Here is a 12,967-nt window from a genome sequence, read left to right on the forward strand (position 1 = left end):
TTGAGGGCTAGGCATGAAGCGGATATCAATAGCGCAGCCCAAGTTGGCGGGCAACGAGCGAAAATACGTTCTCGATTGTCTTGATACCAATTGGATATCCTCCATTGGCAAGTATATAGGCGCTTTTGAAGATGTATTTGCAAGTTTTTGTGGGGTGAAGCACGCCATTGCTGTGAACAATGGAACAACAGCTCTTCACCTCGCACTTGTTGCACTCGGATTGCAGCCTGGCGATGAAGTCATTGTTCCCACGGTGACATATATCGCAACGGCTAACGCCGTCAAGTACTGTGGTGCGGTGCCCGTACTAGTCGATGTCGACGCAGACACGATGAACATCGACCCCTCGGCAATCGAGGCAAAAATTACCTCACGGACGAAGGGCATTATCCCCGTACATCTCTATGGCCATCCGGCGGATATGGACTTGATCAGAGAGCTGGCGGTGCGGCGCGGCCTGTGGATTGTCGAAGACGCAGCCGAGGCGCATGGGGCGGAGGTGGGTGGCAAGCGCGTTGGTTCCCTTGGTACGTGCGCAACGTTCAGTTTCTTTGGAAACAAAATTGTCACTACCGGTGAAGGCGGAATGGTGACCACCGACGACGATGAGCTCGCCGCGAGGCTTAGGCTCTTCCGAGGCCAAGGCATGGACCCACAACGACGGTACTGGTTTCCGGTTGTTGGATACAACTATCGAATGACCAACATCCAGGCCGCGATCGGTCTTGCACAGATGGAAAACGTAGATAACTCCTTAAAGGAGCGAGACCGGCTGGCAGATTGGTACACGGGCTTGTTGGAGCCTCATGCGGACAAACTGGTGCTTCCAGCTAAGCGGCGGAATTTCCGGGAGGTTTATTGGATGTACAACGTCTTCCTGCGCACCGGTGACGCGTCGCGACGCGATGCCGTGATGTTGCGAATGGATGAAATGGGAATCGAAACTCGCCCGGTGTTCTATCCGATGCATGTTATGCCTCCTTATAAGGAGGACGCTTCCTACCCAGTGGCCGATGAATGGTACGTACGCGGTATTAACCTGCCGACTCACCAAGAGTTGACCGAGGACGATGTGAAGCGCGTTGTTGAATGTCTTTTGAAGGCGATGGCCTAAATGAAGATAGCCATCTGCTCGTCGTTCGTCCCCTTCGTGCATGGAGGGTACCGAAATATTGTCGAGTGGCTGGCCAAGGCGCTTCGGGGCGCTGGGCATCAGGTCGAGATTGTCTATCTTCCACAGTCTGAAGAAGCCGATCAACTTTTTACGCACATGGCAGCATATCGCCTTGTAGATCTTGATGCGGCCGATGTTGTGGTGTGTTTTCGCCCCCAGGCACATCTTGTTCGACATCGTCGAAAAGTTGTCTGGTTCATCCACCACATTCGGCAATACTACGATCTCTGGGATACCGAGTACCGCGGCCTGCCTGATACACCTAAATACCGCGGTATTCGATCTGCGCTTCAAGAGCTCGATACGCAAGCGCTCCGCGAGGCTCATACCATTTTCAGTAACTCAGCAGTCATGGCCCAGCGCTTGATGACTTTCAATTCTCTCGCCAGCGAGGTGTTGTTCCCACCGGTTGACGAACCGGGGCGATTTCGTCACGGACCGACTGGCGACGAAATCGTTTGCATATGCCGGATGGAGCACCATAAACGCCAACATTTGCTGGTGGAGGGGTTGGCACACACTACTACTGATGTGCGTCTTCGCCTGATGGGACGTTCAGGTTCGTCGGCCTTTGTCGATAACCTTAGAGAACTCGCACTACGCCTTGGCGTGGATAAAAGAGTCTTGATCGATGATCGCTGGATAAGCGAGGAAGAAAAAATCGATCTCCTTGCAGGGTGCCTCGCGTCTGCCTATGTGCCATTCGACGAAGACTCATACGGATATCCGACACTTGAGGCGGCGCATGCGAGCAAACCAACCCTCACGACGATTGATAGCGGGGGAGTTACTGAATTCGTCCGTGATGGAATAGAGGGGCTGGTTTGCGCGCCGGAGGCCGAGAAGATCGGTGCAGCCATGGATAAGTTATTCCTCGACAAGAAAACATCTTTGTCAATGGGTCGCGCAGCGCATGATCGAATTGCCGAACTTAAGATCAGCTGGGCTCATGTGATTGAGAGGCTTCTGGCATGAAGGTCCTTATCGTGAATAACATGGCCCCGTTTGTATGGGGGGGGGCTGAGGAACTTGCTCATCACTTGGCGCGGAACCTCGAAATTAGTGGGCACGAAGCTGACATTCTCAGGATTCCCTTTCAGTGGAACCCTGCTACTGGCATCCCCGCCCAAATGGCAATGGTCCGAGCGTTCGATGTACGTGCTGCGGATCGCGTGATCGTGCTGAAATTTCCCGCCTACCTTGTTGATCACCCCGAAAAAACCTATTGGTTGTTGCATCAGTATCGTCAGGCATATGACCTATTCGACGCAGGGCAAACAAACATTTCGCTGGATGAGGAAGGGCGCCATATCCGGTCAGCGATCCATCGTGCTGATGACGAAAGCTTTCGCGAGGCGAGGGCAATATTTACTAATTCCGACGTGACGCGTGATCGCCTTCAAAAATACAATGGATTCAAAGCTCAGTCACTTCCGCCTCCGCTGAATGACCCGGAGCTGTTCACCGGTGGAGACGTGGGAAACTATGTATTTGCTGGGGGCCGGGTAAACCTGCTCAAGCGCCAGCATCTTTTGATCGAAGCCATGCGTTTTTCGGCTCACGGCGTGCGCCTTGTAGTAGCCGGTCCCCCTGATTCTCCTGAAGACGCTGAGCGCCTCCAAGATCTAGTTGGTCGTTATGGCTTGGAAGATAGGGTCAGTCTTGATCTTCGGTTTCTTCCCAGGCGGACTTACGCTGACTATCTCAATGGTAGTGCTGCGGTGGCCTATCTTCCGTTTGACGAAGATTCGTTGGGCTATGTTTCGATGGAAGGGGCGACCGCTGGGAAGGCGCTCCTTACGACCGATGATAGCGGTGGAGTTCTCGGGTTGGTCGCGTCAGGACAGACGGGGTTCGTTGTTAAAGCGGACCCTCGTGAACTCGCTCACGCTATGAATTCGCTTCAGCTCGACAAGGAGTTGGCACGTCGTCTAGGTCTCGGGGCGAAGGACTTGTGGAGAACGATGAACATTACGTGGCCTGCTACGATCAGGAGCCTGCTGGCATGAAGTTCGTGATATTTACGCCTGGTTTGCGTGCATCTGCCATCGGACGCATGACGGCGCTCGTCGCGAGGGAACTTGTCGATACCGGACATCAGGTCATCATTGTTCGGTCGGAAGAAGCTCCGCTACTCGAGCGACTTCCTCACGACTTCGGCACAATATCTACTGACTGGACACGTCGCGAAATTGTTGAGGAATACCTTCAAGATGCTGACGGGGTTGTCTACCAGATTGGAGACAACTATCCATTCCACCATGGATGTCTGGAGTGGATGGACGCATACCCCGGCATTGTTTGCCTCCATGACTTTTACCTGGGCCACCTTTTTTATGGCTGGTCGCAAGGGCGGCATGATGAAGCGCGAGGTATTCTTCTCGACCTGTATGGTGATGGCGGGGACACAAAGTTCTTCAACGCTTCCGCAAAGTCGAGTTTCATTGAAGAAACTGTCGCGGACATGCCATTGGTTGAGTGGGTATCGCGAAAAGCACTAGGTGTCGTGACTCACAGCGCAGGATCGATCCAGAAAATATTAACCTCATGTGCAGGCCCTGTAGTCGTAACGCCCTTGGCATATGACGCGTCCACGATCGCCGGGCGGCATGAAGTCGGTGCTCCGAGGGTTGATTTGATAGAGGTGCTGACCGTCGGTCATATCAATCCCAACAAGCGTGTTCAGTCTGTTATCGAAGCGATTGGTAGCAGTAAGATTCTTCGCGATCGCGTGCTCTATCGGCTTGTCGGTCCCGTGGAACCTCATATTTTCTTCGAGCTTTCTGCTGCTGCGCGCCGTTATGGCGTGCGCCTCAGGATTTTGGGTGAAGTCGATGACATTGCTCTTGCTCACGCATTCAACTCGGCCGACGTCGTCTGTTGTTTGCGTTGGCCCAGTCTTGAAGCGGCGTCTGCGTCGGCGATTGAGGCAATGCTTCACGCGAAAGCCGTGATCGTTACAAAGACGGGCTTTTACCGGGATATTCCGACGTCAGCAGTTATCCACGTCGATCCGGAGAATGAGGTCATCGAGCTTCGTGACGCGCTTGAGCGACTTACCGCCGAGCCAGCAATTGCTACAAGTATGGGTGCTGTTGCGCGCGAGTGGGCCAAACATACGTTTACAGCTTCTTCGTATGCTGAATCATTGCTTGAGATCGCAACCTTGGTTTCTCGTACAGGGCCACTACATCAGGCGATACAGGCATTTGAGCGGCATCTGCGAGGGTGGGGTTCGAGCGAGTCAATGTACGCACTGGAAGGTTCGTTAGCAGCTTTGGCTTGGCGCGGCGAATAGCGCCTACTCGTAGGAGAACGGGGAAATGGCATCCGCCGTTGCGCATCGTCTGCCTATCGGATTATTGTCGCCGCGGCGGGACGAAATTCGTAACGTTCCAGGCGTGCAGATAGACCGTAGTAAGCGTCCACAGTTGGTCCGTCAATTGTCCAGAGGTTTCGGCCGTTGTGAAGTACGCGCGCTGGTATGCGACCTTCAAAGCGGTTTTTCTGATCGAACTCGACATTAATGGGTGTTCCATTCACTGATATTTTTAGGCGCGATCGGACAGTCTCGTTTGCAAAAGCACTGAATTTGCCGCGGAGCACGTACGCTGTGTCGGTGGGGCGTATATCGAATACTAGGGACGCGTGACCGGCCACCTTCCACACACTGGACTGGTGGTGGAAGTAGCCTACGTTCCATTCTGGCTCCCTCCAACCCGTGCCGCGGATGACTTTTTCTAGGCTCCACCAGCGACCGAAGTCGGCCTTTACGATCGGACCTGACTCCTGATCGCGGAACATAAGCCAAGTCCATGGTGCTGTCGCGCGCAATTGCTTGGTGCGCCGTTCCACTATAGACGCGTCGAGCGCCGGATCTTGCGGAGCTTGCATTGGATATGCACTCCCGTCGGCGGCGAGGGTGATGACAGTTGTGTCGGCATCCGCAAGGTATCGCTTCGGGGATGAATCTACTGCGGTTCCTTGGTTGATGGCGCTGGGTTCCGTAAGAATCCAGCCCTTCGAGTCTCGCGTGCACGTCCCGACGCGACCAAGCGCATTTACGGTTTGCCATGTGCCTTCAGGCATGCGGCAGATCTCCACTGCTCCAACGCTCCTTCCATAGAAATAGGGCAGGGTGATATCGAGTGCGCCCGGCAGGAACATCCACGTCTGACCAAGTTCGTCCGTTCCATCCAGTATCAGGATCTGACGCGCTTGGGGTCTCGGCCCCAGTGCTTGTAGAAGTGCATCTAGGTGACGGCGCTGTGTTGCAGATATGTCGTCATAATGATGCATCTGCACCAGTTGCGCGCCAAGTCCGAAGAACACCATGAACGCGGCTATGCATGAGGCCAGCCAGCGCCGCCATGGCCTGTGACTGCAACCAAGGGCCAGAAGGATCCCTGCCCACGCCAGGGCGGCGCCTGGCGAGGCGAATAGATAGGTACGCTGCGTGATGGCTAGGTGCGCGGGAGAAATTAGGAATGGTGCGTAGCCTGCGCAGGCGAGAATGAGTCCGCCGATCAGAGCGCGCGCCGAGCGGTGCATGGATGGGAGATCGTCGGTCGGAACTGCCTTTCGTCGAGTGAGTATCCAGATGGCGGCGATCAAGAACATCGTGACGATGCTGAGATACCACAGACTTTTAAACTCGACGAACACCATGGCAACGGCGTCATACCATCCGCCAAGTATGGCCCGCAACAGACCTACGGTAAATAGTTTCGGGAGTGCTTGTAACAGCCTGAGCAAGAGGTGTTTGTCGCCGAGGACGCTCTGTTGGTAACTTGTGATTTGGGGAGACGTAACGGCGACGTAGGCCAAATACGCAGTCAGGGCGGTCAACCAGAAGACCGTGACGTGCCAGCGTGAGCGTAGCAGGCTCCAGGTATCGCGCAACGGCTCACGAACAGCAAGCACGATGACGGGAAAAATGACGAGTGGAAGCGCTGCTTCGTACATGCATATCGAGCACAGCAAGACGACCCCTGCCGCGATGGAGGCGACCCACGATGTCACACGGTTCCGTGTGAGTGTGGCCTCGACAAATAAGCTGGATGCGACAAGCTCGAGCGCCAGTCCCCAATCGATGTGTATGCTTCGGAACGAAAGCTGCATTGTGTCGGCCGGATAGATCAGCACGAGGGCTGACACAAAAACGGCGAACGGTACTCGGCGGCTCGCCCTAAGCGCCAAATGACCCATGGCGGCGCCTTTGATCACTAAGGATGCCATCAGCAAAAGATGCCAAGAGAGGGTCGAGTCTGGTCCCAGGGCATAGGCCACGGCTTGGGGAAAGATAGTCAGCGGACGTAGCGCGTGCGTAGGAAGTGGGCTATGCACCGACGTGATGAAAAATGTACCGTGGATGCCAAACAAACCGAGTATGTCCCACTCCTCGATCAGGCCACCCATTGCAAATCCGAATGGCAACCAGATGGCGGCCACTACCAGCATAGGTACAACGACAAAGTGTGCCAACCACCAGCCGATACCATGGCCACCGTCGGCATGGTCGACGAGGTCGTCATGCGTTTTTTCCATGGTGATAACCATCTTGCTCAAGGCGTAGGTGAGAGGGATCGTAAAAAATATCAAGCAAAGCGGTGCCAGCATCTTCGGAACGCGCAGTGCGCCGACGAGAAGCTCCAACGCAAGCGCTGAAAAGACATACTGGGCGACGTAAACGAGCGGATACGCCGCTGCACTCTTTATGGAAATTGAGGCGGAAAATACGAAGCGTGCGTTAAACAGGTACGAAAATCCGATGCCGAAGGCATAACCAACCGCGTAGGCGACTTGATAATTGATCAGAAACGAAAGTGCGACATACACCAGGTAAGTTAACCCAGTGTTAAGAAGCCCGCCGATGGCAAAAATGAACCAACGCCTGAAGCGTGGTGACGCAGTAATCCTGAAAAACGGCAGGTCGCCGGCTGTGAAAGTCATGGATGGCGAACTCCGCGGGCGGGACCGGGCATCAGCAGCGCCCTTTTGCTGGCCGGTTGGGCGACGAGTTTAGAATATTCATTGTCGTCCGGCCAGATGGCCTGCCTTTCTTGGAGGTCACCCAATCCGCCATAATCTTTGGAATCTGACGCTGGGTACCTTTGAATGGATCGTCTCCCCCTATTGCCCTTCGAGATCGCCCTTCGCGGAAAGAGGGTCATGGTCACTGGCCATACGGGCTTCACTGGAAGCTGGGTTTGCTCCTGGCTCCTCGACATCGGCGCGGCGGTTGGCGGGTTTGCCCTTGCACCGGTGACGCAGCCTTCTTTATATACTGCGACGAACCTGGACGACCGCGTTACTTCTACGATCGGCGATGTTCGTCACCCTGAAGGCATCCGTGCGGCCATGGACGCGTTTATGCCCGACGCGGTGCTTCATCTGGCGGCCCAGCCGCTCGTACGCGCTTCATATGCCCGGCCTGTCGAGACATTCGATATTAACGTCATGGGTACCGTGCACGTTCTTGAAGCGGCTCGGCATTGCCCGAGTGTACGTTCGGTGGTGTGTGTCACCACCGACAAGGTGTATCGCAACAACGAATGGGAGTGGCCATATCGCGAGAACGATCCCCTCGGTGGCAAAGATCCGTACAGCGCATCCAAGTCCGCAGCCGAAATGGTTATCGACAGCTACCGACTGTCCTATGGTGGCGAGGGCGCCATGCGGATCGCCACAGCGCGGGGCGGCAACATCATCGGCGGAGGCGACTGGTCTGGAGACAGGCTCATACCCGATTTCGTGCGAGCTGTAACCCAGGGCACCACGCTGACGTTGCGATATCCGGATGCGACGCGACCCTGGCAACACGTCCTTGCGCTCGCTCAAGGCTACCTCATGCTCTTGGCAGCACTTTTTGAAGATCGAACAACGGCTTCCAGGTCATGGAACCTCGGCCCTCACGAGACACGACAGCATAGTGTGCGGGACGTACTTGGCATGATGTGTGCCGAATGGACATCTCCATCCCTGGATCTCATGGACAATCCTCTCTCCGAAGCCCGAGCACTTGCGCTGGATAGCGGCCTTGCTGCCAACATCCTCGGGTGGAACCCGCCTTGGGATACGCCACGCGTCGTGCAGGAGACGGCCCGCTGGTACCGCGAGTACTACCGTGACCCTTCCTTGGCTACAGCGATAACCCAGGAGCAACTGGCGCTTTGGCGAGCCGATCTCCAGCCCATGACTAAGTCGAGGGTATGAGAGTTCTCGTTACCGGCGCGAGCGGCTTCGTTGGCCGTAGATTCCTGCGTCACCTACAGGCGGATGGCTTGCAGGGTGTAGGACTTGGTCGCGCTCCAGCGGAACCCGATTGCATCGACTGGATATTAGTTAGTGGCTACGACCTGCCTGGGCTACACCAGGCGACACTGGGCATGTCATTCGATGGCATCGTGCACCTGGCGGCAGCGGGGGTGCATCCTGCTGATCGTGAAGTCGCGTCTTTGGTCGATGGCAACGTGGGCGCCCCCGTCGCCGTCGTCCAGCTCGCGAGCCAGCTGCAAGCGAGGTTCGTCGTGGTGGCGGGTAGTTCCGCTGAATATGCTCAGACGCGGGCTCCGCGGTTGGATGAGCATGCCACGCTGGAACAGGGAGCGCTTTATGGAGCCACCAAGGCCGCTGGGGGACTGCTTGCGCTTTCAGTAGCCACAACATTGGGCGTTCCCTGCGCAGTGCTCAGGCTATTCAATGTTTTTGGCCCCGGCGAGGCACCACACCGACTCCTACCCACCCTTCACCGGAACCTAAAATTAGGCCAGGCGGTTGCCTTGTCGGCGGGTACCCAAATTCGTGATTTTGTACATATCGACGATGCATGTCGCGCCATCATGCTTGCAATGCGAGGTCTCACAGACGCCAGCCTGGCGCCCGGCGCGTATAACGTTGCAACGGGTATCGGCCATTCTGTCCGCGAATTTGCCTTGGCTGTCGGAGATGCCATGGGTAAGTCTTCTGGCTTGCTTGAGTTCGGTGCGCTGCCGATGCGTCCTGATGATCGCCACGTCGTCGTCGGTGATGCCAGCGCGTTCCACGCGGCCACAGGCTGGACCCCCGCTGTCCCATTCGCCGTTGCGGTGGACCGCGCGGTCGATGAGCTCAATTGCCAAGGTTCCGTCAAGGGTTGCCTATGAAACCGCTTATTTCCATTTCCATTCCGGTCTTCAACGAAGAAGCGAATATCGATGCGCTCTATGCGCGTCTTGTCGCGCTGGCCGAGCACATGAAGGATCGTTGCGATATCGAGTTCGTTTTCAGCGACAACAACTCGACTGACCACACCTGGGCAAAGCTTGATGCATTGTCGCTTTCAGATCCTCGAGTCCGCGCCATCCGGTTTTCGAAAAACTTCGGTTTCCAGCGTTCCATCCTGGCTAACTACATGCATACTCGCGGCGATGCAGTCATGCAGATCGACGCGGACCTGCAGGATCCACCTGAGATGCTCGAGCAGTTCATGGATTTTTGGGAGGCCGGGTACCACGTCGTGTTCGGTATTCGAGCCGAGCGGCCCGAAGGCAAGCTGATCACGCGATTCCGTGAGGTTGGATACGCGGCCATTGACAAGCTCAGTGAGTATCCGGTATCGCGCAATGCCGGTGATTTTCGCTTGATCGACAGGAAAGTCGTTGACGCCTTGCAAAAATATCGGTCGTCGGATCCTTACCTTCGCGGCATCATCGCCGGCATGGGGTTCCGCCAGCGGGGGGTCCCCTACGCACGCGCCGCGCGGGTAGCTGGAGAAAGCAAGTTTGGCTTGTTCAAGCTGGTGCAACTGGGTATTACCGGCGTGCTCAACCACTCGACCGTCCCGTTGAGGCTCGCAACGGTGGCTGGCGTGGCGATCCTGCTGTTGAGTACTGTCGGAGCCGTGTACTACCTGGTTATGAGGGTGGTCCATCCTGAGTGGCCGCGAGGCATAGCCAGTGTGCTGGTGCTGGTGCTCTTCGGCGTTGGATTTCAGTCCCTGCTCCTGGGGATCCTGGGTGAATACCTTCTCCGCATTTACAAGATTCTTCGAAACGAACCCGTGGCGATCGTCGAAGAAAGCCTTAACTTTCCAATTGAAGAGCTCAAGCTCTAGGGGTCTCCATGAAAGCTGTCATTCTTGCAGGCGGACTCGGCACCCGCATCGCCGAGGAGTCCGACCACAAGCCCAAGCCCATGGTGGAGATTGGCGGCCGGCCGTTGCTCTGGCACATCATGAAAACTTATAGCGCACACGGGATACGCGATTTCGTGGTTTGCCTTGGCTACAAGGGTTACGTCATCAAGGAATACTTCTTCAATTACTACAGGCATACCGCCGACCTGCGCATCGACCTGCGGACAGGTGATGCCAAGGTACTTGATTCACAGGCCGAGGACTGGACGATCACTTTGGTGGACACGGGGATGGAGACCATGACGGGTGGCCGTCTGAAACGAGTTGGGCACCTACTTGAGGACACCTTTTGCCTTACCTACGGCGATGGGTTGGCAGACATCGATGTCTCGGCCGAACTCGAGTTCCACCGTTCACACGGCAGGCTCGCGACCGTCGCTGCTGTGCGTCCGCCGGGAAGGTTCGGTGTACTCAATATGGGTGACGATGGCAATGTGACGAGTTTCACCGAGAAGCCAAGCGATGAAATCGGCTGGATCAATGGCGGGTTCTTCGTGATGGAGCCGGCGGCGATCGAATACATCGCAGGTGATGAAACGTCGCTGGAGCGTGAGCCGCTTAGTGACTTGGCCACGAATGAACAGCTTGCTGCATTCCGTCACACAGGATTTTGGCAACCTTGCGACACGCTCCGCGACAAGCGCTATCTCGAAGCACTCTGGGACGAGGGCGGCGCGCCATGGGTCCCAAAGGCCTGAGTCGAGTCGGTACCCCGATCCAGGTGAAGGGAGCCCTCGCTCGACGGGTGGATCAAACACCCGGCCTCCCGGCTAATCCTTGGGCGGGCTTGGGCGTTCAACTCGCTTGCGTGCAATCATCGCTGGGGCATGCCATGGTAGCTATCACCACTATTGCAGTGGAACGAACGCCCTGGCCTGCGACTTGATCCGCAAACGGCAAGCTTCGAGTGGAACGCTGTCCTTACCGACCAATGGTCTCGCGCTGCCGCCCCGAACTACTCGTTGCTTTAAAGTCTAACCGCGAGGCAAACTGGCCCCACGATGACACGCGGATAGGCGTCAGCTGATAGGATAGGCGACGCGCTTTGTGGTCCGCCGCATAAGTTGTTCAGGAGCCTGCATCATGCCTCTTTCGCATTCGTCCAAGGAGCGGCCAGAGTTCGACCGCTATGCTGACAGCTACACGGACCTCCACAAGGTGAGTGTTGCTGCCAGCGGGGAGGAGCCGGCTTACTTTTCCGCGTACAAGGCCAAGTACATGGCAAGTCGCGCGCGCAATGTTAGCTTGACACCGGCTATTCTCGATTTTGGCTGCGGCGTTGGTAACTCAGTGCCGCACTTGCGCGAGGCTTTTCCCTCCGCAGTACTCCATGGTTCGGATCCTTCTAGCGAAAGCATTCGCCTGGCTCGTTCGCGGCTTGAAGACACCGCGACTTTTCTTGAGTCGGGAAGTGAAGCGCTGCCTTATGCCGATGGCATGTTCGACCTCGTCCTTGTCGCTTGTGTCCTGCACCACATCCAGCCATCTGAGCGGGCCCGTTGGATGGCTGAGATACGCAGGGTCATGAAGCCCGGCGCGCAACTCTTCATCTTTGAGCACAACATGCTCAATCCGCTCACACGCAAAGTGGTACGCGAATGCCCATTCGATGAGGACGCGGTGTTCCTCTCGAGGAGCGAACTGCTTGGCTTGGCCCGCTACGCTGGCTTTGGCAAAATCGACGCTCGCTATGTCGTATTCTTTCCGCGACAGCTTGCTACGCTTCGGCCGCTCGAACCCCTGCTCAGTTGGTTGCCCCTGGGGGCCCAGTACGTGATCGAAGCCATCGCGTAACGCCTTCAGGTTGGGCCTGTGAAAAGGATTCGCCAGATGGACGGAGGTATCCGATGAAATGGATCCCCCTGCCGCATCCTGAGTGTTATTTGTGGAGGCGTGTCTTTCCAGGCCAGCGTGGTTCCAACAGAATGACTCGTTCCACGCCAGCGGCCTTCAAGGATCCTAGATCCTATGGTCGAGGCAAATCGTGCCTTGTCGCACCGGTTCCACACGGTAGAACGCTACCTGGAGGGACTGTGGGAGCGCAGCCGCGTTCCTTGGTCGTCCGAGCCTTAGCCGGCCTGACTACTATTTGTTAATCAACGACGACTCCAGCAACGTAGCCCCAAACACCGCCGCACACCCCACCCCATTACCACCACTGCTACTACACACCTGCTTACCCGCCGTGTCATGAACGACATACGGATCCATGTCTTTGTTGTAGTCAGGATGCGGTCGACTAGTAGCGCACCCTCCCAGGAAGGACGTCAAACCCAAGACGGCAAAAGTGACGGCAATGTTCCTGCTCATGGGCTCAATCCTTGATCGTGGCTAATGTAAGTCAGTTGCTGGCGAGCGTACGGTAAATCGCAGATACACCCATCTGTATCAGGCACCCCGCAGCCGCCACAGTTCCGGACCCCTCGCAATGCACCTGATTCTGCTGCGCTGGCGGTGTGATGCCTTCCCGCGCCGGTGGCAGGTTGTAGTTGTACGACTGGTAATTTGCCCGCTGGGTCGCACAGGCCGAAGCCAGGCAGCACATCAGGGCGATCAGGCAAGCGCGACGCATAACCATTCCTTGTTCGGACAGCGGCCGGCAAATTCTAGCGGATAAC

At 56.3% G+C, this 12,967-nt stretch carries 11 protein-coding genes; 9 read left to right on the forward strand and 2 right to left on the reverse strand.

Annotated elements, in window-relative coordinates; all coding sequences use genetic code 11:
* Positions 1-13: 13 nt before the first annotated feature.
* From VGM61_RS18460 to VGM61_RS18475, 4 genes are read left to right on the forward strand one after another with little or no spacing between them, the layout of a single operon-like run.
* Complete coding sequence (locus VGM61_RS18460; protein WP_331524384.1) at positions 14-1,114, forward strand: DegT/DnrJ/EryC1/StrS family aminotransferase; 1,101 nt, start codon at positions 14-16, stop codon at positions 1,112-1,114.
* On the forward strand, positions 1,115-2,149 hold the full coding sequence (locus VGM61_RS18465; RefSeq protein WP_331524385.1) for a glycosyltransferase family 4 protein: 1,035 nt from the start codon (positions 1,115-1,117) through the stop codon (positions 2,147-2,149). It abuts the gene before it with no gap.
* Positions 2,146-3,183: a glycosyltransferase family 4 protein gene (locus VGM61_RS18470; protein WP_331524386.1), complete on the forward strand. Its 1,038-nt coding sequence runs from the start codon at positions 2,146-2,148 to the stop codon at positions 3,181-3,183. The genes VGM61_RS18465 and VGM61_RS18470 overlap by 4 nt, the downstream gene beginning before the upstream one ends.
* On the forward strand, positions 3,180-4,472 hold the full coding sequence (locus tag VGM61_RS18475; RefSeq protein WP_331524387.1) for a glycosyltransferase: 1,293 nt from the start codon (positions 3,180-3,182) through the stop codon (positions 4,470-4,472). Before VGM61_RS18470 ends, VGM61_RS18475 begins: the two co-directional genes overlap by 4 nt.
* A 53-nt stretch (positions 4,473-4,525) precedes the next feature.
* Here VGM61_RS18475 and VGM61_RS18480 read toward each other — a convergent pair whose 3' ends face one another.
* The gene (locus VGM61_RS18480) at positions 4,526-7,126 is read right to left on the reverse strand and encodes a GtrA family protein (RefSeq protein WP_331524389.1); all 2,601 of its coding nucleotides are present in this window, start codon (positions 7,124-7,126) and stop codon (positions 4,526-4,528) included.
* A 165-nt stretch (positions 7,127-7,291) separates the two neighbouring features.
* Here VGM61_RS18480 and rfbG point away from each other — a divergent pair, with 165 nt between their 5' ends.
* The 5 genes from rfbG (at position 7,292) to VGM61_RS18505 (ending at position 12,143) form a co-directional block, all read left to right on the forward strand.
* Positions 7,292-8,389 carry a CDP-glucose 4,6-dehydratase gene (gene rfbG / locus VGM61_RS18485; RefSeq protein WP_331524390.1) on the forward strand — a complete coding sequence of 366 codons (1,098 nt, stop codon included), beginning with the start codon at positions 7,292-7,294 and terminating at the stop codon, positions 8,387-8,389.
* Positions 8,386-9,318 (forward strand): NAD(P)-dependent oxidoreductase, encoded by a 933-nt coding sequence (locus tag VGM61_RS18490; protein WP_331524391.1) that lies wholly within the window; start codon positions 8,386-8,388, stop codon positions 9,316-9,318. Before rfbG ends, VGM61_RS18490 begins: the two co-directional genes overlap by 4 nt.
* Positions 9,315-10,268: a glycosyltransferase family 2 protein gene (locus tag VGM61_RS18495; protein WP_331524392.1), complete on the forward strand. Its 954-nt coding sequence runs from the start codon at positions 9,315-9,317 to the stop codon at positions 10,266-10,268. The genes VGM61_RS18490 and VGM61_RS18495 overlap by 4 nt, the downstream gene beginning before the upstream one ends.
* Positions 10,269-10,276: 8 nt before the next feature.
* Positions 10,277-11,047, forward strand: a complete 771-nt coding sequence (gene rfbF / locus VGM61_RS18500) for a glucose-1-phosphate cytidylyltransferase (protein ID WP_331524393.1) — start codon at positions 10,277-10,279, stop codon at positions 11,045-11,047.
* A 385-nt stretch (positions 11,048-11,432) separates the two neighbouring features.
* Positions 11,433-12,143, forward strand: coding sequence for a class I SAM-dependent methyltransferase (locus tag VGM61_RS18505; RefSeq protein WP_331524394.1), 711 nt, complete (start codon positions 11,433-11,435; stop codon positions 12,141-12,143).
* A 547-nt stretch (positions 12,144-12,690) separates the two neighbouring features.
* On the opposite strand, the gene VGM61_RS18510 is transcribed toward VGM61_RS18505, so the two are convergent.
* Positions 12,691-12,921: a hypothetical protein gene (locus VGM61_RS18510; protein ID WP_331524395.1), complete on the reverse strand. Its 231-nt coding sequence runs from the start codon at positions 12,919-12,921 to the stop codon at positions 12,691-12,693.
* Between the last annotated feature and the right edge of the window lie 46 nt (positions 12,922-12,967).

It is taken from the genome of Pinirhizobacter sp. (assembly GCF_036499745.1).
Classification (GTDB): Bacteria; Pseudomonadota; Gammaproteobacteria; order Xanthomonadales; family Rhodanobacteraceae; genus Pinirhizobacter.

Bases quoted from the DNA above. Each gene is read 5' to 3' on its own strand.
- VGM61_RS18460 (WP_331524384.1), top strand. From the start codon at position 14: ATGAAGCGGATATCAATAGCGCAGCCCAAGTTGGCGGGCAACGAGCGA.
- VGM61_RS18465 (WP_331524385.1), top strand. From the start codon at position 1,115: ATGAAGATAGCCATCTGCTCGTCGTTCGTCCCCTTCGTGCATGGAGGG.
- VGM61_RS18470 (WP_331524386.1), top strand. From the start codon at position 2,146: ATGAAGGTCCTTATCGTGAATAACATGGCCCCGTTTGTATGGGGGGGG.
- VGM61_RS18475 (WP_331524387.1), top strand. From the start codon at position 3,180: ATGAAGTTCGTGATATTTACGCCTGGTTTGCGTGCATCTGCCATCGGA.
- VGM61_RS18480 (WP_331524389.1), bottom strand. From the start codon at position 7,126: ATGACTTTCACAGCCGGCGACCTGCCGTTTTTCAGGATTACTGCGTCA.
- rfbG (WP_331524390.1), top strand. From the start codon at position 7,292: ATGGATCGTCTCCCCCTATTGCCCTTCGAGATCGCCCTTCGCGGAAAG.
- VGM61_RS18490 (WP_331524391.1), top strand. From the start codon at position 8,386: ATGAGAGTTCTCGTTACCGGCGCGAGCGGCTTCGTTGGCCGTAGATTC.
- VGM61_RS18495 (WP_331524392.1), top strand. From the start codon at position 9,315: ATGAAACCGCTTATTTCCATTTCCATTCCGGTCTTCAACGAAGAAGCG.
- rfbF (WP_331524393.1), top strand. From the start codon at position 10,277: ATGAAAGCTGTCATTCTTGCAGGCGGACTCGGCACCCGCATCGCCGAG.
- VGM61_RS18505 (WP_331524394.1), top strand. From the start codon at position 11,433: ATGCCTCTTTCGCATTCGTCCAAGGAGCGGCCAGAGTTCGACCGCTAT.
- VGM61_RS18510 (WP_331524395.1), bottom strand. From the start codon at position 12,921: ATGCGTCGCGCTTGCCTGATCGCCCTGATGTGCTGCCTGGCTTCGGCC.